The sequence below is a fragment of the Candidatus Pantoea multigeneris genome, from assembly GCF_011752615.1.
In the GTDB taxonomy this organism is placed as follows: Bacteria; Pseudomonadota; Gammaproteobacteria; order Enterobacterales; family Enterobacteriaceae; genus Pantoea; species Pantoea multigeneris.
In genome coordinates this window covers 118,320-140,378 of the sequence record NZ_VWXF01000011.1, presented here as the reverse complement: position 1 = coordinate 140,378, position 22,059 = coordinate 118,320, and the positions used below count along the sequence as shown (strand labels likewise).

At 53.3% G+C, this 22,059-nt stretch carries 22 protein-coding genes; 6 read left to right on the top strand and 16 right to left on the bottom strand.

Annotation, left to right across the window (positions count from 1 at the left end):
- Nucleotides 1-33 precede the first annotated feature (33 nt).
- The 3 genes from F3J40_RS20960 to F3J40_RS20950 all read right to left on the bottom strand — a co-directional run bounded on the left by F3J40_RS20960 (nucleotide 34) and on the right by F3J40_RS20950 (nucleotide 4,023).
- Nucleotides 34-543 carry a hypothetical protein gene (locus tag F3J40_RS20960; RefSeq protein WP_167017789.1) on the bottom strand — a complete coding sequence of 170 codons (510 nt, stop codon included), beginning with the start codon at nucleotides 541-543 and terminating at the stop codon, nucleotides 34-36.
- A 688-nt stretch (nucleotides 544-1,231) separates the two neighbouring features.
- A complete protein-coding gene (locus F3J40_RS20955; RefSeq protein ID WP_167017787.1) occupies nucleotides 1,232-1,981 on the bottom strand; it encodes a plasmid SOS inhibition protein A in 750 nt (249 codons plus the stop codon).
- A 50-nt stretch (nucleotides 1,982-2,031) separates the two neighbouring features.
- The gene (locus tag F3J40_RS20950) at nucleotides 2,032-4,023 is read right to left on the bottom strand and encodes a ParB/RepB/Spo0J family partition protein (protein ID WP_167017785.1); all 1,992 of its coding nucleotides are present in this window, start codon (nucleotides 4,021-4,023) and stop codon (nucleotides 2,032-2,034) included.
- A 395-nt stretch (nucleotides 4,024-4,418) separates the two neighbouring features.
- Between F3J40_RS20950 and F3J40_RS20945 the strand changes: the two genes are divergently transcribed.
- Nucleotides 4,419-4,793 (top strand): hypothetical protein, encoded by a 375-nt coding sequence (locus F3J40_RS20945; protein WP_167017783.1) that lies wholly within the window; start codon nucleotides 4,419-4,421, stop codon nucleotides 4,791-4,793.
- A gap of 240 nt (nucleotides 4,794-5,033) precedes the next feature.
- Nucleotides 5,034-5,990, top strand: coding sequence for a HEPN domain-containing protein (locus tag F3J40_RS20940; RefSeq protein ID WP_167017782.1), 957 nt, complete (start codon nucleotides 5,034-5,036; stop codon nucleotides 5,988-5,990).
- A 135-nt stretch (nucleotides 5,991-6,125) separates the two neighbouring features.
- Here F3J40_RS20940 and F3J40_RS20935 read toward each other — a convergent pair whose 3' ends face one another.
- From F3J40_RS20935 to F3J40_RS20905, 8 genes are all read right to left on the bottom strand, one after another.
- On the bottom strand, nucleotides 6,126-6,521 hold the full coding sequence (locus F3J40_RS20935) for a hypothetical protein (protein WP_167017779.1): 396 nt from the start codon (nucleotides 6,519-6,521) through the stop codon (nucleotides 6,126-6,128).
- 224 nt (nucleotides 6,522-6,745) lie between these two features.
- Nucleotides 6,746-7,129, bottom strand: coding sequence for a hypothetical protein (locus tag F3J40_RS20930; RefSeq protein WP_167017777.1), 384 nt, complete (start codon nucleotides 7,127-7,129; stop codon nucleotides 6,746-6,748).
- Between the two features lie 229 nt (nucleotides 7,130-7,358).
- Nucleotides 7,359-7,721 (bottom strand): plasmid SOS inhibition protein A, encoded by a 363-nt coding sequence (locus F3J40_RS25410; protein ID WP_505543776.1) that lies wholly within the window; start codon nucleotides 7,719-7,721, stop codon nucleotides 7,359-7,361.
- Complete coding sequence (locus tag F3J40_RS20925) at nucleotides 7,718-8,260, bottom strand: conjugation system SOS inhibitor PsiB family protein (RefSeq protein WP_167017776.1); 543 nt, start codon at nucleotides 8,258-8,260, stop codon at nucleotides 7,718-7,720. Before F3J40_RS20925 ends, F3J40_RS25410 begins: the two co-directional genes overlap by 4 nt.
- A gap of 66 nt (nucleotides 8,261-8,326) precedes the next feature.
- The gene (locus tag F3J40_RS20920; RefSeq protein WP_167017774.1) at nucleotides 8,327-8,560 is read right to left on the bottom strand and encodes a DUF905 family protein; all 234 of its coding nucleotides are present in this window, start codon (nucleotides 8,558-8,560) and stop codon (nucleotides 8,327-8,329) included.
- A 47-nt stretch (nucleotides 8,561-8,607) separates the two neighbouring features.
- Nucleotides 8,608-9,087: a single-stranded DNA-binding protein gene (gene ssb / locus F3J40_RS20915; RefSeq protein ID WP_167017772.1), complete on the bottom strand. Its 480-nt coding sequence runs from the start codon at nucleotides 9,085-9,087 to the stop codon at nucleotides 8,608-8,610.
- Between the two features lie 790 nt (nucleotides 9,088-9,877).
- Entirely contained in the window at nucleotides 9,878-10,384 is a 507-nt protein-coding gene (locus F3J40_RS20910) for an antirestriction protein ArdA (RefSeq protein WP_167017770.1), read from the bottom strand.
- 651 nt (nucleotides 10,385-11,035) lie between these two features.
- Nucleotides 11,036-11,686, bottom strand: coding sequence for a GntR family transcriptional regulator (locus tag F3J40_RS20905; RefSeq protein ID WP_167017769.1), 651 nt, complete (start codon nucleotides 11,684-11,686; stop codon nucleotides 11,036-11,038).
- A gap of 90 nt (nucleotides 11,687-11,776) precedes the next feature.
- Here F3J40_RS20905 and F3J40_RS20900 point away from each other — a divergent pair, with 90 nt between their 5' ends.
- Both F3J40_RS20900 and F3J40_RS20895 read left to right on the top strand, forming a co-directional pair.
- Entirely contained in the window at nucleotides 11,777-12,985 is a 1,209-nt protein-coding gene (locus F3J40_RS20900) for an MFS transporter (protein ID WP_167017767.1), read from the top strand.
- A gap of 20 nt (nucleotides 12,986-13,005) precedes the next feature.
- Nucleotides 13,006-13,608, top strand: a complete 603-nt coding sequence (locus F3J40_RS20895; protein ID WP_167017765.1) for a cysteine hydrolase family protein — start codon at nucleotides 13,006-13,008, stop codon at nucleotides 13,606-13,608.
- A 131-nt stretch (nucleotides 13,609-13,739) separates the two neighbouring features.
- Here F3J40_RS20895 and F3J40_RS20890 read toward each other — a convergent pair whose 3' ends face one another.
- Together F3J40_RS20890 and parM are read right to left on the bottom strand one after the other, a co-directional pair.
- On the bottom strand, nucleotides 13,740-14,153 hold the full coding sequence (locus F3J40_RS20890) for a plasmid partitioning/stability family protein (RefSeq protein WP_167017763.1): 414 nt from the start codon (nucleotides 14,151-14,153) through the stop codon (nucleotides 13,740-13,742).
- Nucleotides 14,154-14,155: 2 nt separating this feature from the next.
- Nucleotides 14,156-15,136: a plasmid segregation protein ParM domain-containing protein gene (parM, locus tag F3J40_RS20885; RefSeq protein WP_167017761.1), complete on the bottom strand. Its 981-nt coding sequence runs from the start codon at nucleotides 15,134-15,136 to the stop codon at nucleotides 14,156-14,158.
- A 223-nt stretch (nucleotides 15,137-15,359) separates the two neighbouring features.
- Here parM and umuD point away from each other — a divergent pair, with 223 nt between their 5' ends.
- Both umuD and umuC read left to right on the top strand, forming a co-directional pair.
- Nucleotides 15,360-15,788: a translesion error-prone DNA polymerase V autoproteolytic subunit gene (gene umuD, locus F3J40_RS20880; protein ID WP_167017759.1), complete on the top strand. Its 429-nt coding sequence runs from the start codon at nucleotides 15,360-15,362 to the stop codon at nucleotides 15,786-15,788.
- On the top strand, nucleotides 15,788-17,062 hold the full coding sequence (umuC, locus tag F3J40_RS20875; protein ID WP_167017757.1) for a translesion error-prone DNA polymerase V subunit UmuC: 1,275 nt from the start codon (nucleotides 15,788-15,790) through the stop codon (nucleotides 17,060-17,062). Before umuD ends, umuC begins: the two co-directional genes overlap by 1 nt.
- 984 nt (nucleotides 17,063-18,046) lie before the next feature.
- Here the strand turns inward: umuC and F3J40_RS20870 are convergent.
- From F3J40_RS20870 to sopA, 3 genes are all read right to left on the bottom strand, one after another.
- Nucleotides 18,047-19,167 (bottom strand): IS3 family transposase gene (locus F3J40_RS20870; RefSeq protein ID WP_167017749.1). Its coding sequence is split into 2 segments (ribosomal slippage): nucleotides 18,047-18,909 and nucleotides 18,909-19,167, totalling 1,122 coding nucleotides; the frame shifts between segments, so codons are not numbered across the junction.
- Between the two features lie 579 nt (nucleotides 19,168-19,746).
- A complete protein-coding gene (locus tag F3J40_RS20865) occupies nucleotides 19,747-20,700 on the bottom strand; it encodes a ParB/RepB/Spo0J family plasmid partition protein (protein ID WP_167017826.1) in 954 nt (317 codons plus the stop codon).
- On the bottom strand, nucleotides 20,700-21,866 hold the full coding sequence (gene sopA, locus F3J40_RS20860; RefSeq protein WP_167017747.1) for a plasmid-partitioning protein SopA: 1,167 nt from the start codon (nucleotides 21,864-21,866) through the stop codon (nucleotides 20,700-20,702). Before sopA ends, F3J40_RS20865 begins: the two co-directional genes overlap by 1 nt.
- Between the last annotated feature and the right edge of the window lie 193 nt (nucleotides 21,867-22,059).

Below are 22,059 nucleotides of genomic sequence, written 5' to 3'. Positions count from 1 at the left end.
GCCGTTAGAGAAGCAGGGCTTAGCCCTGCTTTTTTAATGCGCGCAGTTCCCGTTCAGAAACAGCGCCGCACTCAGGATGAGGTCACAATGGTGCTTTCCGGCACGATCACGACACTCAAAATAGCGGCCTCTTACGCAGGCAAAAATGTGCGTCACATCCCCGCTGTACATCTCCCGCGATTTGAATGACTCCCCGTCAGGCGTGCGCGTCCAGTCCAGCGGCGGCATGACATACAGCTGATCCTCATACCGCGCGGCGTCAATTTCTGCCCAGGGCTTGATCAGACGGGCGTTATACTGCCGGGCGGCTTCGTCGGCGGTGACCAGCTCCAGATCCGAATACCAGCCCTGCAACTCAGCCAGCGTTTCCCCCGACAGTGATACCCATTCGCCGTCCAGCTCGATGGCCCTACCACAAATTTTTCCGGTTTCTCGGAAGACAAAAACCATTTCCGGCGCGAGGCGTTCTGGCTGTTTGCCCTGGCCGTTAACCCATGTTTTGGTAGATTCAGAAGCGGCGGTGTTGACGTTATGTGTGTTCATGCTGGTACTCCTCTCAGGTGGTTATCCATGTTTCGGTGAGTTCGTCGCGGCGAAGGGCAAAAGGAGAACGGCCGGAGGGCAGTTGCAAGGGCGCTTTAGCGTGCATTTCACCCTTGCAACTGACAGCCGGCTGGGCTACAACAGCCCTCCGCGTCGGACTTACCGCAACATGACCACCCGCACAGGAACCTGAGCATGAACACACCCCACGGCTTCAGCCGTGTCCTCAGAGGTCGCCCCGCGACCGGTGAATGCGACAGCCTTCAGGCTGGCTGCTGCCTTTGACCTCAGACATCAGACCCTAGCCGCCAGGCCCGAAGCCCGCTTGCGGGTTTCGGCGGAGCTTAGCGGCTTGCCGCTTAGCGCAGTCGGGCTTGACGACCCGGCTATGCCGGGGAGCCGAAGGTGGCCCCGCCCCGTGACCTGGCCTTTGATGGTTATCCCTTTCCCGAACAGCAGGACCCGCCACAGCAGCAGCAGCAGCAGCAGCAGAAAGCACAACTGGATCTACAGTGAGAGGAAGACGGAGAGCAGAAGTGAAAGTAAGAAAAGCCCCGGAGAGCAGCAGAGAGAGAGGAAGCGCAGGCGAAGGGGTAAAAGCAGTGCGTCAGCACCGCCTCTTCCCGGCCTTTCTGGGGCGACGAGTGTTCGACCGGGCAGCGCAGCGCCTAACTGGGCCGCCCCTTTTTTACCCGGTACTTACCCTGTCGCTCACGGTCAGCTGATTAGGCAACATCCTCCGGTCCAGTTCCGTTACCCAGACAGGCGCAGACCTCACGGTCAGACCAATGTCGTACCGTACCTGCCAGAATGGCTCGCCTTCCCATTCCGCGACATCGAGCCGCATCAGAGACGGAAACCTGCGCAGCCAGGCCATCACTGCCGACAGCAGGTCATGCTCCCGAACGCCTTCATCCTGCCAGTGTGAACACCAGCTACAGAGGTCCACGGGGAGCGTAAACCTGAGCGCGATAGCCGCCCTGTCCAGCAGATTGCGATAGCGCCGCCGCGTCAGTACCCGGTCCCGCTGCGCCTGCAACACTTCCCGATGGTCACTCAGCGCATCCCGGTGGGCCTGTCGCTGACGGATGCGACCGGCTACGCCCGGAAACAGCCGCAGGCGTACCGAGGCGGGCAGCGGCAGCGGGCAGTGCTCTCCCCGACTGGCAATCAGCGCGTCCAGCGCGGCCAGATACGCCTCCAGCGGAGGATTGAGCCGCAGGCCTGGCCGGTATTCCGGGATAACGCTGCACAGGTGTGTCGTGCGGATTTCGCGTGTTTCACAGAGGTGCCGCAGAAATGCCCTGGCATAGGGTGACTGACCCGTAGCGGCCCGACTCCGGGACCGTTTTTCAACATCAGCAGTGGCAAGACTGATCGCCAACGCGAAAGGACAAAACGGCACAACTGAATGAGATCGAGGGATGATGTTCATCATTTTTCCTTGTGTAAATGACCGCCCTGCAGGGCGGTCTGTCGCCGTCTACCTTAGTCTTCCTTCACTGCATCACTGCCACCCGGCACCGAACCGGTTTTCAGCGGTTTCATCCATGCAGGCACCCAGCGGGAATCCCTGAGCGACTGCTCCGCGAATTCGGCGGCGTCCCCTTTCTTCATCTTGTCTGCATCTTTCGCATTGCCCGTTTTGCCTGCCTCGGTCAGCGCCCCGACGATTTGCCCCTTGCTCATGCGACCAAAGAACCCTGCGGCAGTCGGCTGCCACCAGTCGGCAAGGTCAAAGTCCATGACCGTTTCCAGCGCATCGAGGGTGCTGGTCTCACTGCACCCATAGACACGATCCTGGAAGCTGCACACCGCTCTGGCACTGCAGAACCCCAGCAGCCCGAGAACAGCGTCTGTAGGCCAGTCCAGAAGCCAGCGGAAGTCCTGCGCCCAGTTATCAGGTAATGACGCCTCCCATTCGGATTTCTGCTGCTGCAGGAACTGCCAGGCCTTGCCCTCTTCTTTCGACGAGGAGTCCGACACCAGCGCACTGCTGTTATCCGTCAGGCTGATTTTCATGGGCGTGTTTTCATATCTGCCGTGGTGGAACGTTGTACGGCACAGTGTCCAGGTCAGCATCGCGACTGAAATATCCGGTTTTGAGGTCAGCGCGGCCTGTACCGCGAGCGAACGCTCGCAGGACATCGCGCGAACCAGCGCGGCAGAGTACCCCTCCGATAACGCCTGCATATCGTCTTTCGTGGCGGGTGCGGTTTTCTTTGGCAGATCAGACACGCGCTGGATCCCGCGCTGAATAAAACACATGCCGCGCTCATAGCAGACAACCGCACCTGTTTTCTCTTTATCGAGTGCCGCCCAGCGGCGTTTATCCGCTGTGTTTTCCAGTGCAGCGATTTGCATTTTCAGCAGCGTCTGCTGCGCATTATCATCGGTGAGCGTCAACCCTTCGCGCAGCTCGCTCACCTGCACGTCCTCTTCGGGGGTATAAACCGGACAGGTGTATTCCGGCACGACATAGGCGCGTTTCACCGTGCTGTCCCAGGTATGCATGCGCCCTTCCACTCTTATCTCAGTCCAGGCAAAGCCTTCCTCTTCTTTCACGGCCAGGGCCGTCTGCTGCAGCTTCTCCAGCGTGAGGCTTTCGACCAGGGCGGTATCGATATAGCCCTCGCCCTCGCCGCTGAACAGGTCTACGCGGACAGTGCCACCGGCCGCCAGGTAAGCATCTCTGCCGACAAACGCGAATTTAGACGAGCGGGAGATCTCCGTTTCCGACGAGGTGACCAGATTGCGTATCATCTCGGCCGAGGGATTGTGATACCCCGATGCCTGCTCCCACACCTCCAGCTGACGTGCGTGAGAGTCAGCCAGCGTCAGCGCCTGACATTGCTCAATGGTGATTGTGTCTGCCGCCAGTTCCTCAAGAATGGCCGGAGCCAGGCGCGTCAGCCTGAGACTGCGCTCAACGTGACGTGTGCTGTAGCCCATCAGGGCACCGATCTGGGCAGGGGTTTTTCCTTCATCAGCCAGTGCCTGAAAGCCAGCGATCTGCTCTGCGGGGTGCATGTCTTCACGCTCACCGTTCTCGACCATCGAGGCCGCACGGGCCAGGTCATCAGACACGCGCTTGACGGGGATAAGCTGGTCGGGCTGATACACGCCCCGGGCAAGCAGTTGCTGTAGCGCAGTGAGGCGGCGACCGCCACAGGCCACGCCCAGCATGCCGTCCGGCATATCGTGGGCAATCAGGTTGTGCAACAGCCCCACGTTCTGAATGGTGGCGGCAAGGGAGTCGATACGCGACTGTACGTACACGCGGCTGCGTACGTTCAGCGGGGAGACAGCCAGACGTGAAAGCGGGATCATTTCAATGTCGACTTTTTCAAGCGCCCGCTCTATGGCAACCGCTGCGGCGACATCCGTCCGGGCTTTCGTGTTCCGGCGTGGGGCCTTTGTTTTTAAAGAGGATGATTCTTTAGATTCTGAAGCCGCGATGTTGACGTTCTGCTGTGACATGTTAGTTCTCCTGTTTTGATGAAAAGTGATGTTTCTCTGAGTTCCTCGCCGCATCGGGCAGAACGGGCGCGCGGGGCAAGGCAACGTGCAAGGGGAACGACAAAGCCGCAGCCCGAAGGGACCGGGTGCAGGCGTTAGCACGGCGACCCTTGCAGGTTGACTCCCGTGTGGCAGTTTCTTGCGCGGTGAGGTAACTCAGGGACAGTCAGGACAAAGACAGGCGTAAACAGGGCACAGCCCCGGACGGGTCACCGTCCGGTCAGAAGCGGCCACGGCCGTTTGTGGCCAGTGAGTGCGCTGGCAAAGCCAGCTGCAGGTTAGTTTTGATGTTTAAACACCAAAAAATGTTATAGATTTATTCTCTCCGGCACACAGGAATATTTTAGAGAGGGAAAATGACTAAATTTAATTATAAATTACTCTGCATAACATTACTTTTCGCATCATCAGTATATGCAGAATCGCCTTGCCGCACGCTCGCAAAAGAAAAAGCATATGACGACCCGTCACTGCCTGTTAAGGCAGACAAGGAGACTCCTGGAAAAATACTAGACAACATGCACGACCTTGAAATAATTTGCTCCGCCATTGTCCAAAAAATAAAAACAAAAAATGAAACACCTCATGACTTCAGAGAAAGGCTGAACTTGCTGTTAGTCAAAGCCAATCAGCAATTTGATAAAGATGGTGATATTGATGCTCTGGAAAAAATGAAGTACGAGATATCATTTGCGTATTCATCACTTGATATCGCTGAGAATTATCACTGAGAGCATAGCTTACAGATAAGAAAAAAATAATGACGCTTCAGACATCAGACCCTAGCCGCCAGGCCCGAAACCCGCTTGCGGGGTTCGGCGGAGCTTACCGGCTTGCCGGTTAGCGCAGTAGGGCTTGACGACCCGGCTCTGCCGGGGAGCCGAAGGGGGCCAAGAGCCAACAGGTTATTATTACTTAAAATATAATGACACCTCGGCTACAAACCATAGTTCAAAAGGAGATTAGTAAATATGGCGTACACTATCATCACACATTTTACAAACTTAGCAATACACGACCATGGTGCACCTCAACCTTATATTAATATATTTAATATAAAGAGAAAGGATAAGGGTTCATCTCCAGATCTTCCGCTAGGCGCGAAAGAAACAATAGGAAGCATTGAGTTAAATAAAATTATAAGCGCAGACCACTTTTTAGTTAAATATATAGACACTGCAGAACCATTTTCACACCAACAACTTGAAAATATTATGAGTTTGTGGGGGGAGTTGACCCAAGCAATGATTTTTTCCTCATGGTTAACAAAAGACAACAACCTGAGGGTTGATAAATTGTACTTCTGCCATACAGAAGGGAAAAATTCATTCTGGGGAAGTGGCCATGCAAGTATATATCCTCTATCAGCCTCAGGAGAGGCACATTCTGAATGTTCGTTCACAAATAATGATTTTAAAAGATGGTCAGAAATTTATGCGTTGTTTTTTGACTACACCGTGAATGTAGCTGATGGTGCAACATTTACGACGTCTGTAATCGATGCCAAACACCCCCGATTTAGTCGAGCAGTAAATTTTATTTCGTCAGCACGAAGTGAAAGCGAGCCTGCAATGAAAATAGCACAGTATTGCAGCGCACTGGAAAGCCTGTTCGGCACTGACAGCAGCGAGCTTACGCACAGATTATCTGAAAGAACAGCCATATTCTTACGAGATTGTAACCACAATCCTCTCGACGTGTACAACAATATCAAGAAATGCTACAGCATTAGGTCTACCGTAACACACGGCGATTCTTTCAAAGAAAGTAAAATTGCTTCAATTAAAGACGACTGCATTACACTGGATGGATACCTGAGAGAAATATTAAATAAAATATTAACTTCAAAAGAAGCACAAAACCTTATTGAGTCAAGTAAGGAACAAATTAATACCTATTTCAACAACAAGCTATTACGGGCCTTATAGCGCATCTATACTTAAATGAAGTGAGTTGATTAGACGGACAACGCCTGATGCTCGCTGAGCAAAAAAAAGCCCCTTACGGGGCTGTACAGATATTTTATATTCTATGCGGTAACATTGCTCAGCATAGTCATATCTTCAGATGGCTTCTTTAGTATTTTTTAGCTTTAAATGGGTAGCGATATGTATAAAGATCATCGAGGCAACACCGATAATATTCACTGCCACTAGCTTCCTCTCCGACACTAAAAACTCAGTAAAGTTATGATTAGCATTACTATAACCATCTATAATACCAACGTATGAAACCATTGCTATCAAGAGAATACTAACCCCTGCATAAACTTTCTTTTCTATCGAATCGTTAATGTCATCCTTAATGCCAAAGTCCATCAGTCGCGGGAGAACATAAAATGCATAAAGAAAACCAGCACAATACTCCGTATCCGCAAACCCAGGCAGAATACAGAATAGCGGTCCAAACAAGAGGATCAACATAAGAGCAAGCCCTTCTTTACCCATCAAATTGTACATAGTCACTACCTCATACTGGAATTTATCCGTGCGTTTAGGCTTAAAAATACCGAATGCAGCGTTATAAAAGCTTTTGCATAGCCATCAAAAAAATCATCGGAGCAATTACGTCTAATAGTATGCCTGAAAGCCCAGCATGACCAGAACAGGATAAATATAAAAAGACCCTATCCATTCATATCTGGGATCATGGTGAATCGCTGTACCTTCAGAAGCAATCAATATCAGTTACGTTGTTTTGACTCAACGTAATTCATAACCTTCAAACCGATGATCGCGATCAGACCTAAACACGCCATACACTTTGCCGCTGTCTGTAGTGATAATAAGCCCGAAACATCAACGCCGCCATCATAATCATCAAAAAATGTTAAGAATATTACCATTCCCGTAATAGCTATAGTCAGCACGGTGTAAATCCACTTAACCCTCCCCCCTCTACTTTCATTTTCATCACCTTTAAATCTGGAGGAAAATATCCGTGGCAAGCTATAACACAACACCAGTCCTGTAATAAAAACGACTGGATTCAGAACACCGGGAAGCGCAAACAGGAAGACCAAATTATAAAAACTAACAAGTAGAAGCGAACATAATTCTTTACTCATTATACCTAACTCCTCAGATGTTAAACTCAAATATAACTGTCAGGTTGTAATCCCATCACTGCCGCGATTTTCCTGTTGCAGCGCCTTGTAAGACCAATCAGGACGGGATTTTGCTCCACAGTCATATTGTTCCACTCCATTGAATACATGGCATTAAGGGTATTTGTGTTGCGACTGTCACGTCAAACTATTTGACGTGACACAGTCATATTAACCACCGTGCACACCCTTACCGCCCATGCTTCGTGCCAGAGGTTTTGCCATTCCCCGCACTCGTCCTGCCAGACTCACCAGGCCGTGCCCGCTTAGCCCATTCACTGAGCATATTCAGCACATCACAGTGGTGAAGTTGGCCAATGGTCCAGCGCGCGTACCAGCGAGGCAGAGATGCGGCAGAGCACATGGCCAGCTCCGACTCCGCCTGCCGGATAAGCCACTCCTCCCGGGCAGTGGCTCTCAGCAGGCTTCGCGCCGTGCGGTCGAGGCATCTGCCGTGCCCTGCCGTCTCTGGACGCGGCCAGGCTGACGCCGCTCGCGGTGTATACCGTTTCTTCTCAGGCGCAGGAGCCGTGCAGCAGAAGTTCAGCTTCATGCGTGCGGCCCTCCCCGCCAGAGCACCGAGGCAATATCCACCGGCTGCGTTCTGCCGGCACTGACCAGCGCATCAATGCGTTCCAGCAGTCCCGTGATGCTCCCCGGATCAAACCCGTCCTCATTCCAGCAGTACAGTCCCGTGCTGCCCGTATTGACCCACAAGAGCCCGTTCCAGTAGGGCGACGCCGGCCCCGCGCTCATGACGTCGATAATGATCTGGTCGCACGCCTTGTGCGTAAAGCGCAGGTGCACCGGGCAGACGCCGCCCCATTCCCCGCCCTGCTCGAAATCGACCCGCCAGACGTCCGAAGGGCGCAGAGCCGCTATCACCGCCGCACTCAGGCGACGCCGGAAGTCTTCTCCACGCAGACACCAGGCCTCAAAATCGGCGGCGGTAAACTGCTTCAGCTCGGCCACGCCAAGGGGCGCATCCGGCGTCATATCTTCCACGCGCAGGCGCGGAACATCGTTCAGGTGCGCGGCAGGAGCAACGCGCTTGCCACGGGCATTTTTTGCTTTAGACTGTGCAGTTGACATATTAATTATCCTCTCAGGTGATTGAGTGTCCGGCCCTGCGGAGTTCCAGCTCCGGCAGGGCACCTTTTAGCGTGCCGGCACGCCGTACTTTTCAAGATTGCGGTTCAGCCAGTACCCCGCCTCGTGGTCAAAGTTGAATGCCCGCCAGACCATCCGGCCCTGCCCGTCGCGGATCACCAGCTGAAAATGAAAGTTTTTGTCGTTCTCGATCGTGACGTTGTCATACGCCGCTTCGACGGCCTTCGCCTGGGCGCGGGTAAAACTGCCGTCCGGCAACGTGGGTAATTTGCTGGGTGTCATGGTTCATCTCCTGTTAATGGCCCTGCCACTGCAGGGCTGTCTGTTGATCAGAAAGGCACGTCTTCATCCGGCAAAGCGTCTTCAGGCGGTAAGTGGCCACCGGCAGGCGGAGATGACGCCGGCGGCGTTCTGCCGCCGTTCGCGCCGCCACGTCCTGCTCCGGGAGACGTCCCCTGACGGTTCCCGCCCAGCATCTGCATCGTTCCGCCGTTGCCCACTACGATCTCGGTGGTGTAACGGTCCTGCCCGTCCTGGCCCTGCCATTTGCGGGTGCGCAGCTGCCCCTCGATGTAAACCTGCGTGCCTTTGCGCAGATGTTCTCCGGCCACCTCGGCGAGCCTGCCGAACAGCACCACGCGGTGCCACTCGGTGATCTCTTTGTTCTCCCCGGTTTGCTTGTCACGCCAGGTCTCTGACGTTGCCAGGGTGAGGTTAGCGACCGCACTGCCGTTCGGGATGTAGCGGACCTCCGGATCCTGCCCCAGATGCCCCACCAGGATGACCTTGTTAACGCCTTTTGAAGCCATGCACCTTCTCCTTCTGCTGTTGGTGTTTACCCCCGTCACCCGTTGAGTTTCAGGAGCCGCGGTGTTGACGTTTGTGTGGACCGGCTATTTTTTCTCTCCGGTAAACCTTCACCCGTTTGAGAACCTTCGCCGCAAGGGCGTCATCCGTCGCAGGGGAGCGCAGCCGTCCAGGGGACGGGGGAAATTTTTGTCACCATGAAAATTTTCACCGTGTACATCTCCCCCTGGACGGCAAGGGAGACTGTGACTGACTCAGCCCAGGCGAAAGGGGCTTAAACGGCGGAATGCAGAGGGGATGAACCGAGCGGGGACACACCGCAACGCCCGCGTGCGACAGCAACACGGCGTTGCCCCTCAGAGCTGCAGCTGCTTCACCGCTGCAGCGGTTGATGCGACAGCCTTCAGGCTGGCTGCCTTCCCTTGACCTCAGACATCAGACCCTAGCCGCCAGGCCCGAAGCCCGCTTGCGGGGTTCGGCGGAGCTTAGCGGCTTGCCGGTTAGCGCAGTCGGGCTTGACGACCCGGCCACGCCGGGGAGCCGAAGGTGGCCCCGCCCCGTGACCTGGCCTTTGATGGTTATCCCTTTCCCGAACAGCAGAACGATGACTGAAAGTAAGAAAAGCCCCGGAGAGCAGCAGAGAGAGAGAAAGCGCAGGCGAAGGGGTGAAAGCGGTGCGTCAGCACCGCCTTACCCCGGCCCTTCAGGGCCGCCAGGCCGTTCAGCGCGCGAACAGGCGGGGACAATGCCCGCCGGAAGGAAATCAGAACCCCGCACGCGGCGGGGCCGGGTTTAGCGATTCACGAACACGTAGCCGTCAGAAAATACATAGCCGTCCATAAACAGGTCACGGGCATACGCCTCGTAATCAAAGTAGCCCCGGAGGTTGGACGGCATACTGTCGAGCAGCCCGTTGTCGCTGACCGTCTCAATGGCATACGCCTCCTCACTCTCCGCCTCGCACAGGTAGGCGCTTTCAAAGGCCTGATAGTTCCCGTCTGCCCCGGTCTGCAGCCAGGCCAGAAACGCGGCCTCCATGCCATTGTTCCGGGCTTCCCGGAACGCCTCGATGAAATCCCAGTCTATCGAGCACTCGGCCCCTTTATCCCCCGGGAAGCCTTCCCAGTCCTGAAACATCAGCTCTGGATCGGCTTCATCGGCGTGCAGCGCGAGGCAGGCCGCTAAGAAGCTCTCTTTATCGTCGAATTCCAGCAGATCAAACCATTTCCCGTAAATGCTTCCGCAGTTGTATTTGTGCCAGGTGCCGACATAGACGGCGGGTGTGGTAACAGTGTGCATAGCGCGCTCCCTTGGTTAGGTGGTCTCAGTTCCGGCCTTTGCCGTGCCGACACGACAGCCCGGCCACCGGCAGCGGATGCAAGGGCGTCCCCGAGGCCGCAGCGCAAACGCAGCAGAGGGCGGGAGCTGGACGGCGGAACGGCGAAACCTGAGACGTTCCGCGACGGGAAGATGCCGGCCTCTGCCAGTGCGAACGGGCGAGAGGGACGGCTATGCGAACCCTTGCCTCCGCTGCGGCCGGGCTACAGTGAAGGCACGGCACCGGCCGTCACGCGCGCACTCCCCCGTCCCGCCGGGAGGCGGAATAAATAGCGGAACGGCGTGACATCATTATTGGGTCGTCAGGTCCGGGTAGACTTGGCCGGGAACGGCAACGGGAGTTATCCCCGGCTATGCGGGATATCCGGGCGGATTGCCTGTGGATAACCTCTGGAGAGGTACATTCAGGCACTGTAGAGAAGCAGGTCACTTTTCAACCAGGCGCAACCGGTTATTCAGGAAAGAAGCGGTGCGTATTTCCTCACCGGTAGATGACTTTTCTGATGCTGCGAAGCGGTATCGTCTATTTTCTGTTGAAGGGCAGCTTTGTGCCAAGAACGGACATTCCTATAGCACTGGCAATGAAGAACTTACAATACAGGACGACCTAAGTCAGGCTAATTTTATGCCGCGAGCGCGCAGTGTTCTCTGATTTAGGGTCAACGCATCAATCGTTCTTTCCCGACTTGAACGAATATGCGTGCTTAAAAGAGAACACGCGGTTTCAATGTCATCCTTTTTCAGGGCATTCACTAATACGTGATGCTCTTCCCATGCAGGCTGTTCGCTTCCACTGTCCAGCCAGCGGGCTCGTGATAGTTGCTGAAGAACATCTTTCAGGCTCTCAGTAAGAAACTTGTTCCCGGCCAGGTTTGCCAGAGCAAGATGAAACTCCGTACCGGCTCGGCTCATCTCCTCTTTAGACCCATGATTTTTGGCAGTTTCCAGAATGACGGCAAGTGACTGCAGCTGTTCATTCGTAATTTTTCCTTCAGCCATCCGGAGTGCAGATACTTCAAGCGCTTCGCGATAATCAAACAACTGTCGAATTTCTTCCGGCTCCACCGGTGCTGTCATCCAGCCGCGTCCCTCGCGGCGCAGAAGCCCCTCATTTGTCAGCCTGATAAAAGCTGCCCTGACTGGCGTTCTGGATGCGCCGAAAGCAGCTTCAGCCCACCGCTCTGTGATACGTTCGCCTGGGCTGATATCCAGATTCAGAATCATTTCTCTTAACCGATTTTCCACCTCTGTCTGCTGCGACATATCTCTGACCCCACCTTTAGTTGACATTTCAGAACCCATATCTGTATGGTATCCCAATTTGGTATCCCAAACAAATTCTCAGGTTAATTAATGTCTGAAACTGAAAATACGCTGTGGCACCGCAATCTAATTGTCTGCATGGTGGGATCGTTTTCTACCGTATTTGCCATGACACTGATGCTGCCTTTTCTGCCACTGTTTGTTGAGCAACTGGGCGTTACCGGGCACGCAGCTGTTGTGCAATGGTCAGGTATTGCCTATAGCGCAACGTTTCTTTCAGCCGGGCTTATTGCACCCATATGGGGCCGTCTGGGCGATCGCTATGGTCGTAAAGCTATGCTTGTCAGGGCAAGTTTCGGTATGGCGCTTATGGTTTCACTGATGGGGTTTGCCACGAATATATGGCATCTGCTGATCCTACGGCTTCTGGTCGGACTGGCGGGCGGATACTCTTCCGGTGCGACAATCCTTATTGCCATCCAGGCTCCTGCAAAACGTTCCGGATGGGCTCTGGGTATGATTGCCTCCGGCGTCATGGCAGGCAATCTGGCCGGACCGCTTGCGGGGGGCTGGCTTCCGCCGCTAATTGGTATCCGTGAGACCTTCAGGCTTGCCGGCGCACTTATTTTCATTACGTTTCTGCTCACACTGCTGCTTATCCGGGAGCCGGTTAAATCTTCCGGCAAAGAATCAAATAATGTACCCATGAGCTGGTCACAGCTTCCCGGCAGGGCCGCTGTCGTCTGCATGCTGCTGACGGGCCTGCTTCTTATGCTGGCAAACATGTCGATCGAGCCCATTATCACGGTATTTATCCGCACTATCGTGTCAGACCCGGCGACAGTCACCCATACCGCAGGGCTGGTTATGTCTGCCGCCGCGTTGGGCAGTATCATTTCTGCATCCTGGCTGGGCCGGCTAGCAGATCGGATTGGGCACGTACGGATAATTACCACAGCCCTGACAGCAGCGGGACTGTTGCTGATACCTCAGGCATTTGTGACTGCAGGCTGGCAGCTTATTGTACTGCGTTTCCTCATGGGAATCGCACTTGGCGGGCTGCTGCCGTGCATCGCAGCTGTTATTCGCAGCCGCGTGCCTGAACAGCGTGTCGGGGGAGTAATGGGTTACTCCGTCTCCGCACAGTTTATCGGGCAGTTTACCGGTCCGCTGTTAGGTGGATTTACGGGGGCCCATTTCGGCATGCGTTTTGTCTTTCTGATTACCAGCCTGCTCATGCTAGCGGGAGCTGTCCTTAACTGGGGCGTCCTACTGAAGCGCAATGCCAGAGTGCTTTAATAATTTCTCCGGAGACTTAAATGACTACTATTAAAAAATTTGAACCTGTTAAAAGTGCGCTCCTGATAATGGATTACCAGCGTCTGATTCTGGAAAATTACCTGAGCGAGAAAACCGCAGCGGACGTACTGGCCAAAACTGCCGCTCTTGCTGATGCAGCTCGTGAGGCAGAGATTAAGGTGATTTATATCGCCGTTGGTTTTCGCGAGGGGCATCCGGAAATCAGCAGCAAAAATGCCTTGTTTTCAGGCGTTAAGAAAAACGGGCTTTTAGTGACTGGCGCGCCTGAAAGTGAAATTCATCCGGACGTATCGCCACAGGCAGGCGAACCAGTCATCATTAAGCACCGTATTGGCGCCTTCAGCTTTACGGGTCTGGATATGATCCTTAAAGCTAACGGAATCCAGACGCTGATAATGGCAGGCCTGACGACCAGCGGCGTAGTACTTAGCAGCGTCCGACAGGCCTTCGATCTGGATTTCAATCTGATAATTGCGGCCGACTGCTGTGGAGATGCCGACGACTACATCCATTCAGTTCTGATCAACAGCATACTGCCGCAACATGCTGAAGTGCAGGTTGCAGCTGAACTGATAAAGCGAATGAGTGCCAGCAAGAACTGATGATCAGTTGCCGGTAAGATGGTCATCATTACAGCAATGTCTGCTTTTCGCTCATAACGGAATAAATTGTACGGATAGTCACGTCATGCACTGGGTGTCTATCCATACAGTTGAGAAAACCGTCCCTACCCTTATTCTTTTTTACCGAACATGCTGTTCATGTTCGCCCTGACCTTATTAGGTGCTCCAGAGCTCTCAGCTTCTGCCTTTGTGTCCGCTATCTCTTCAGCAGGCGCAGCTGCGCCCCCGGACACGCTTATCGCCGCCTTCACCACCTCCCCGATGTCGGCCTCAGAAGGTTTCCAGCCGCTGACCTGCCGGACCATGGCGATCAGCTGCTCATCGCTCAGCGAGCCGTCAAACAGCGTAGACAGCAGTTTCGGCAGGCGCGGATCGAGGGTGTGCAGCGCACACCCGGCGATGACCGCCTGACGGATAAAGTCGCCCCTTACCCGCTGCGACACGGATTCAATCACCTCCCTGCACTTCACGTCTGCAGGATCGTCCGGGTGTAAATAAAATCCCTGTTTAATGCGGTCTGCCATTCTCAGTCCTTACTGCGGTAGCGTGCCAGTTCCCGCGCAAGCGCCTCCTGCGGATTTTCCAGCACGATGATTTTTTCCGGCTGCAGGTGGGTCCAGGTCTCGCGGAACGCCTTCTCTACCAGGGTTCCGCCCCCGCCGACCAGCAGCACATTGTTGACGTGCCGGAAGTCGGCCAGATCGTTCACCACCATGCTGCCGAGATTATGTATCTCAGATTCAACGGTTTTCAGGACATAGTCAACGCGTGCCGGGTCGTTCACTACCGATTTGATGAATTCTGCATCATTACGGCGGCGGATCACCAGGCTTGCCACGTAGGCGCTCACCTCGCTTCCGGCCGACGCAAGCGCGGACTGGACGCGGGACGTGATAAGGGACACCCCGAGCTTCGGGTTGCCGTGGATCGCGCTGACGTCCTCAAACTGGCCGACAATGATCCCCGCGTCCAGCGTTGTGCCGCCGACGTCCACTACCAGCGTCTTCTCCAGGGACCCCACATTCAGCTCAGACAGCGCCGTGAACGCGGCAGGCAGGGATTCCGGCATGACGTCCACCTCACTCACGGTAAACGCCTGACCTTTGTTGATTTCCAGCCGGCGCAGCAGGTTTTTAATCTTGCGCGCGATCTTGACGTCATCGCGCTGCAGATCGGCATCGTAGTACTCGCTCAGCGGCAGCGTCACGGTCAGCCGGACTGGCTGAGGCTCAAGCCCGGAGGTATGCAGCGCGTGATGCACCGCCAGAAGATTCAGGTCACTGTACTGGTAGTCGACGTTGGTCGTGGTGATCGCGGTGCTGCTCACCTTGTCGAAGGCGAAGCGAACACCGTCAAGGGCATAGTTGTAGACGCGCTCGCTGCCCATTCCCTCAATTTTCCATCCGTTACGGAACGAGTTAGCTGAGATGGCACTACGGAATTCATCGCCCTCGAACCAGGCAAGCTTTACATTGGTCGAACCGTCGTCGCAGATAACATGAAGCATGATTGCACCTTTATATAGACTCGTTTTGAGTTGATATTATAACCCAGACAGCCGAACGAGTGAACATTAAAACTCAAAAAGAGTATTAATATAAACTCATAGTGATAATCAATAACATATGGGAACTTTAATGCACTCAATTTGAGTGCATTAAGATTACTGTTGCGGTGTCTGCTGAATCTGTAATACTGTATATAGATACAGTATTATTAAGGTAACTCACATGCGACTGGATCTGCTGCTTCCCGAAGAATCCCCCCTAGCGAGAACCTGCCCGTTGTTTCTTGAGCGGGTCCCGTGCGGTTTTCCAAGCCCTGCCCAGGATTACGTCGAGGCCGATCTGGATCTGAACAGCCACTGCGTGGTCCATCCGGCAGCCACGTTCTTTTTCCGGGTCGACGGCCTCAGCGGTGAGCAACCCGGCATGAGCACCGGCGATATCCTGGTCGTCGACCGCTCTCTCACGCCGGCGCATGACGACACGATAGTGGCATCCGTGGACGGGGAGTTTCTGATCAGGAAGCTGCACCTGCACGGCAGGCTTTCGCTGCGGCCGCTCTACGGTCACGGGGAGACGCTTTATCCGGATCCTGACGCGCTGGATATCTTCGGCGTTGTCACCCATTTTGTGCACAGTACACGGAGGCGCTGATGTTTGGTCTGGCTGACGTTAACGCTTTCTACGCGTCCTGTGAGCAGGTCTTCCGGCCCGATCTGCGCGGGAAAGCCGTCGCCGTGGTTTCGAATAACGACGGCTGTATTATTGCCCGTAACCGGGCGGCAAAGGCGCTTGGCCTGAAGATGGGGGACCCGTGGTTTAAGATAAAAGATCAGCACTTCAGGGAAAAAATATACATATTTTCAAGTAATTATGAGTTATACCACAGCATGAGCCAGAGGGTTATGGCCTGCCTTGAAGCGCTTTCTCCCCGCGTGGAGCAGTATTCCATTGATGAAATGTTCCTGGATGCGCGTGGCATAGGCACCTGTATGCGCTATGAAGATTTTGGCCGGCAGATGCGCGAGCGCGTGCTGAGACTCACCGGCCTAACGATTGGCGTGGGACTAGGATCGTCGAAAACCCTTGCTAAATCAGCCCAGTGGGCCTCCAAAGAGTGGCCGCAGTTCGGGGGCGTTCTGGCCCTGACGCCGGAAAACCCGGCGCGCACCCGCAAGCTGCTCAGTCTCCAGCCCTCAGAAGAAATCTGGGGCGTCGGTCGCCGCATTTCTAAAAAACTCAGCCTGCTGGGTATCGATACTGCCCTTGATCTGTCCCGGGCCAACCCGGCTTTTATCCGCAAGAACTTCAGCGTTGTGCTCGAACGCACCTGTCGCGAGCTGAACGGCGAGTCCTGCATCAGCCTGGAGGACGCGCCGCCGGCAAAGCAGCAAATCGTCTGCAGCCGCAGCTTCGGTAAGCGGATCACGGAGTATGAGTCGATGCGGCAGGCCGTCTGTCAGTACGCTGAACGCGCAGGCGAGAAGCTGAGACAGGAAAGGCAGTACTGCCGCTATATCAGCGTGTTCATTAAGACCTCCCCCTTCAGCCCGGATGAGGTCTACTACGGGAACGTGGCCAGCGAGAAGCTGGCTTTTCCCACCTGTGACACGCGTGACATCATTGCGGCGGCGATGAAGGCCCTGGATGCCGTCTGGATAGCCGGGCACCGCTACGCAAAAGCCGGAATCATGCTGAATGATTTTACCCCGTCAGGCGTCACCCAACTGGGCCTCTTTGAGGAGCATCAGCCACGACCCGGCAGCGAGCAGCTGATGAAGGTCATGGACAGCATCAACAACAGCGCGCTGGGCAGCGTGTGGTTCGCAGGACGCGGGATCGCACCTGACTGGCAGATGAAGCGGGAAATGCTCTCTCCGGCCTATACAACGCGCTGGAACGACATTCCGGTAGCACGTCTTGGCTGAGAGACGGAATTAGGCGGTCACTTTCATAAGCTTTCCCACGTCAGGAAGGTGGCTAGGATCATAATGCCGGTCTTCATGAGCAAAAAAGGTCGGTAGTTTCATAAGTCAGCTTACGGTGCTGCCGTGGGATTTTATGAAAGTGGCTGCTTAACGTTTATGAAAAACCGCACGGAATGCTGATTTCATGAACCTGATGTTATAGGTATGGCTATCAATAATTGAGCTTTTGGATAGATAACTAAATGAAAATTCTTGTGTTATTTCGAACAATGCTAGATTCGCAATTATAGATAAATTTGCAAACGGAGAAATTCAATAAACTCATTTCATTTACTCTATAAGCACATCTAACAGCCCTAGTTTTAATCGATGATATGAAGGATTTTTCAAACTGAACATGATGCTGCAAGTCTTATATCAACCCAAATCAGAACCTACTAATGTATTACACCTACATTCAATAACATTCATTTTGCCCTTCCCCGCCCTGAGAACAGAGTGAACGTCGGGAGCTGACAGAAATTTTTTCTGGCAGTGGAGCCGACGTTGAACAACCGAACAACGTGAGGGCGTTAGTGCAGATTATACAAATTAGCGCTCAACCACTGGATTTCTTTAATACTAATCAATTATAGATTATGGCAACCTACTTCACTTGACCTCACCCAGTTACAAGTAAAACGATCAGTTCGTAATATCTTCATCAGTCGCGTAAGTGCTTCCTATGAAGAAGAGAATTTACAACAGACAGATAATCAGCCACGTCACGGCAGCGAACATTTGATGAAGGTCTTGGACAGCATCATTAACGGTGCCCTATGTAACGTATGGTTGGCAGGGAAAAGGATCGCACCGATTGGCAGATAAAGCGGGAAATGCTTTCGGATGTCTATACCACAATCACACGCTGGGAAGTTATCCAAATTTCGAGGCTAAGGTGAGAGCCTAAATCCAGTGACCTGCCCCCAGTATTAGATACACCCTTCAGTTAGTAATGTCGGTTGGTTTTTCTTCATGTTTCCCGTTTCGCCAGCATGCTGCAAATTCAAACGGCGTCTGGTAATTCAGCGATGAATGAGGTCTGGACTCGTTATAGTCCTGCCGCCAGTCATTAATGATTCTCCGGGCATGGAGAATATCGCTGAACCAGTGCTCATTCAGGCATTCATCCCGAAAGCGTCCGTTAAAACTCTCAATAAATCCGTTCTGTGTCGGTTTACCGGGCTGAATAAGCCGCAGCTCCACGCAATGCTCAAAAGCCCATTGATCGAGCGCACGGCAGGTAAATTCCGGGCCCTGATCGGTTCTTATCGTTGCCGGATAGCCACGAAACAGCGCGATGCCGTCCAAAATACGCGCGACCTGGACGCCTGAAATACCGAAAGCGGCGGTGATCGTCAGACACTCCTTCGTGAAATCATCCACGCAGGTCAGGCACTTAATCCGGCGGCCGCTGGCAAGTGCATCCATGACAAAATCCATCGACCATATAAGGTTCGGCGTATCCGGGCGGAGAAGCGGAAGCCGCTCAGTCGCCAGACCCTTACGGCGTCGCCTGCGTTTTACACCCAGACCGTTAAGGTGATAGATGCGGTAAACCCGCTTGTGGTTGACGTGAAGGCCCTCCCGACGCAATAACTGCCAGATGCGCCGGTAACCAAACCGGCGACGTTCAAGTGCCAGCTCTGTGATACGCAGAGATAGCTGCGCGTCAGCAGCCGGACGCTGAGCCGAATAACGGCAGGTTGAAAGGGACAGACCAGCCAGCCTGCAGGCACGGCGTTGCGACAGACCTGTTGTCTCACAGATGACTTCCACGGCTTCCCGCTTCTGGTCTGTCGTCAGAACTTTCGGCCCAGAGCCACCTGAAGCGCCTCCTTATCCAGCATGGCTTCAGCGAGCAGCTTCTTGAGGCGGGCGTTCTCTTCTTCAAGTGACTTGAGCCGCTTCACTTCGGGGACTTCCATGCCGCCAAGCTTCTTGCGCCAGGTGTAGAAGGTAGCGTCTGAAATAGCATGCTTGCGGCAGAGTTCCCGGGCCGAAACCCCGGCTTCTGCCTCGCGGAGAATACTGATGATCTGTTCGTCGGAAAATCGCTTCTTCATGGGGATGTCCTCATGTGGCTTATGAAGACATTACTAACATCGCGGTGTATTAATCAATGGGGAGCAGGCCAATTGGGCTTGTACATTAACACATCAGTGATAATGAGTGTCGCTTCGAGTCAGTCACAAAGTAAGTAAAGTTTCCAATCTCTTTTAAGGCCAATGGCCCTTTAGAGTAGTTTTACTTCGAGATCCCAAACTACTTTAGAACCAGCATCCATCGATACCTTAACTATCCTCTTACTTCTTAACTTCACTCAGCCAGAATTGATTATTGCCATTTTTCCCGTCAAACCCTATCAGTTGTAACAAGTCCGATGCGGTAACAGCCCAGCCAGTTCCGCTGGGACCGTGGTCCCAGTCGCTTCTTGATGGATAGTACTTCCATGACAAATTCGGCATTCTGGTTTGATCAGACTGAGGTTTGAGTGGGTTTAGGTTTCAATGAAGAGACTTGGTTGGGACCATGGTCCCACTTAGGTTCAGTACTGTAAATGAAGTGATTGAGCTTAAAAAGAAAGGCGTATGAATTCATTGGGACCGAGGAAAAGACTGGGACCGCGGTCCCAGTAGAAAAAATTAGAGTTCGGGTTTGGAAAGCAGTTCCTCAAGTTCTTCAATCAGAGACTGAGGAACTTTAGTTCTGTCTAAACTGAACAAGACTTTGTTCCCTTTATACTGGGCTGTCGCACCTGGTCGAAAATCTTTTTTTACAGTCGGCTCCCGAGGGGGCTCATCCTGTTTAAGTAACGCAGCATTTAGTTCCTGAATGATGTCATCTGATTCGTATAAAAGCCCGTTCTTACGGCTGGCTTTAAGGGTATGGGCTTTTTCAACTAACAGTGATTCTTTGCCCTCAAAAGCTTTAAACAGCTGTTCACCCGACCTAGCCGAGAGCTCGCCAGGATGGGAGAACAGGGATATCACGTCGTAGGGCAGCTTAGCGGTATTCATGCAGCGGGTGATAACTTTGCGTGAGATACCTTCGGCTTCAGCCAGTGCAGAGATATTGTTAGAAAACTCATTTTCTAATCTGAGCGCGTAGCGTCTTCCACGCTCATAAGCACTGGTTGGCCGGTAATCATTCCCGAGCGTACATAATGCATCCATCTGCTCATCATCAAGATCACCAACAAGAACACGGTAATCTGATGAAGTGAGGATAGCTGTCATGCGTCGACGACTGCCATCCGCAACCTCAATAATGTCTGAGAGCTGGCGTCCAAAAGCTGGGTTCTGCTGACCACTCAGAAGGAAAGAGGGGATCAGGTCATCAAGAGCTTCTTCTGTTAACAGTTCCTGGACACGTTCATTACCCGACCAAACGCGAGTGCTCTTTTCTACTTGTGCCCCAGGCACAGTTTCCAGAGTGAACTTAACGTTACGCCCACACACTGGCAGAACAATCGTATTCCCTTTAGCCATGGCACCAACACGTGCGATCAGAGAATCAACCATAGGTGCAGCCGGCGCAGCAGCCGGAGCACTGGTAGAAGAGGGCGAAGATTTCTGAATAACCGGTGCGCGTTTCATCATCGGATCTCCCAGCGCGGCTTGATTAGCCGATCAAAGATTTCATTACAGACAGATTCCCAAATAGCCAGCGCATTACGCCATGCGCCAGTAGAAGAGCGCTGGTCAATCGCCTGTTCAAATACAGTGCGCATTCTTATCTGGCCTTTACCCACTTCATCAGTTTCGCGGACGACATTTTTAAGCACCATGCCGCCCCATGCATCACGAATCTGTTCTTCCATCCACGGGGACTGCGAGCCGTTGTTGTTGCTGTATTTGGTTAGCAGGATACGGACATCTGGTTCAAATCCTTGCAGATCGACGTTCTTAAGCAGGTCACGCAGCATGTCAAAAAACTGCAGTGCAGAGGTGTAATCAAACAACTCTGCAGGTGTTGGCACAATCAGCACGTCAGCTGCACACACAACATTGATGGTGCCGATACCCAGGTTTGGTGCGCTATCGATGACTACAACATCGTAGTCTTGCGCTACGGATTCGATAGCAAGTCTTAGCATCATATGAGGTTCAGTAGGTAACTTGCCCTCGTCGTATCGACCCATGAGTTCGGTTTCGATACGGTGTAAAGCCAGGCAAGATGGGATGATGTCGAGGCCTGGCCAGCAAGTGGACTTGATAGCATAGAAAGCATCGTCACGTTCGCCGAGGTAGAAGGGTAGCAATGTATCGTCGGCATGAATATGGAGATCGGGCACCCATCCGTGATACATGGAGGCGGTTCCCTGTGGGTCGTTGCCCTCAACTAACAATACACGAAGGCCTTTCAGGGCAAGATCTTGTGCCAGATGAACTGAAACAGAAGTCTTGTACACACCACCTTTGTGCGCAGCGACGCCAATCACGGGAGGGATACTTTCATCGGGCCTGCGTAGGCGAGTCCCAAAAACATCCCTCATGTGATTGATCTGTTCTATGGTATAGCCGACACGTTGTTCGACTCGTCCACGCATCTCAAGATCAGGGTAGGGTAGTCGCCCTGCTTTTTCAGCATCACGTATAGCTTGGGGTGAGACACCGATAAGATCAGCGGCTTCGCCTACACGCCATCGGCGAGTAATCTTACGTGCTTCAGGGCTGTCGTCATTAAATTGTGCCACAGCAATCGCACGGGTCATTTCATGTCCAGCGGCTATGCACTGATCGAGCGTATTCATCAATCCCACGAGCATTTCCTTTATCAACTTTGCACATAGAGATTAAATCTTGATATTTTATGCAAAGCAACACCAAACTTGCAAATAGAGTCATTTCTTGCAAAGTTTTGAAAAATGTTGAAAAAAAATGCCATCGATACAGTGCTTTGCGTATCTGACAACATTGTGTGATATCTGAAGAAGGCAGCAGGGGAAATCTTAA

What these genes read in the sequence shown, in the direction of transcription:
- F3J40_RS20960 (WP_167017789.1), bottom strand. Translation starts at nt 543, where the DNA reads ATGAACACACATAACGTCAACACCGCCGCTTCTGAATCTACCAAAACA.
- F3J40_RS20955 (WP_167017787.1), bottom strand. Translation starts at nt 1,981, where the DNA reads ATGATGAACATCATCCCTCGATCTCATTCAGTTGTGCCGTTTTGTCCT.
- F3J40_RS20950 (WP_167017785.1), bottom strand. Translation starts at nt 4,023, where the DNA reads ATGTCACAGCAGAACGTCAACATCGCGGCTTCAGAATCTAAAGAATCA.
- F3J40_RS20945 (WP_167017783.1), top strand. Translation starts at nt 4,419, where the DNA reads ATGACTAAATTTAATTATAAATTACTCTGCATAACATTACTTTTCGCA.
- F3J40_RS20940 (WP_167017782.1), top strand. Translation starts at nt 5,034, where the DNA reads ATGGCGTACACTATCATCACACATTTTACAAACTTAGCAATACACGAC.
- F3J40_RS20935 (WP_167017779.1), bottom strand. Translation starts at nt 6,521, where the DNA reads ATGTACAATTTGATGGGTAAAGAAGGGCTTGCTCTTATGTTGATCCTC.
- F3J40_RS20930 (WP_167017777.1), bottom strand. Translation starts at nt 7,129, where the DNA reads ATGAGTAAAGAATTATGTTCGCTTCTACTTGTTAGTTTTTATAATTTG.
- F3J40_RS25410 (WP_505543776.1), bottom strand. Translation starts at nt 7,721, where the DNA reads ATGAAGCTGAACTTCTGCTGCACGGCTCCTGCGCCTGAGAAGAAACGG.
- F3J40_RS20925 (WP_167017776.1), bottom strand. Translation starts at nt 8,260, where the DNA reads ATGTCAACTGCACAGTCTAAAGCAAAAAATGCCCGTGGCAAGCGCGTT.
- F3J40_RS20920 (WP_167017774.1), bottom strand. Translation starts at nt 8,560, where the DNA reads ATGACACCCAGCAAATTACCCACGTTGCCGGACGGCAGTTTTACCCGC.
- ssb (WP_167017772.1), bottom strand. Translation starts at nt 9,087, where the DNA reads ATGGCTTCAAAAGGCGTTAACAAGGTCATCCTGGTGGGGCATCTGGGG.
- F3J40_RS20910 (WP_167017770.1), bottom strand. Translation starts at nt 10,384, where the DNA reads ATGCACACTGTTACCACACCCGCCGTCTATGTCGGCACCTGGCACAAA.
- F3J40_RS20905 (WP_167017769.1), bottom strand. Translation starts at nt 11,686, where the DNA reads ATGTCGCAGCAGACAGAGGTGGAAAATCGGTTAAGAGAAATGATTCTG.
- F3J40_RS20900 (WP_167017767.1), top strand. Translation starts at nt 11,777, where the DNA reads ATGTCTGAAACTGAAAATACGCTGTGGCACCGCAATCTAATTGTCTGC.
- F3J40_RS20895 (WP_167017765.1), top strand. Translation starts at nt 13,006, where the DNA reads ATGACTACTATTAAAAAATTTGAACCTGTTAAAAGTGCGCTCCTGATA.
- F3J40_RS20890 (WP_167017763.1), bottom strand. Translation starts at nt 14,153, where the DNA reads ATGGCAGACCGCATTAAACAGGGATTTTATTTACACCCGGACGATCCT.
- parM (WP_167017761.1), bottom strand. Translation starts at nt 15,136, where the DNA reads ATGCTTCATGTTATCTGCGACGACGGTTCGACCAATGTAAAGCTTGCC.
- umuD (WP_167017759.1), top strand. Translation starts at nt 15,360, where the DNA reads ATGCGACTGGATCTGCTGCTTCCCGAAGAATCCCCCCTAGCGAGAACC.
- umuC (WP_167017757.1), top strand. Translation starts at nt 15,788, where the DNA reads ATGTTTGGTCTGGCTGACGTTAACGCTTTCTACGCGTCCTGTGAGCAG.
- F3J40_RS20865 (WP_167017826.1), bottom strand. Translation starts at nt 20,700, where the DNA reads ATGAAACGCGCACCGGTTATTCAGAAATCTTCGCCCTCTTCTACCAGT.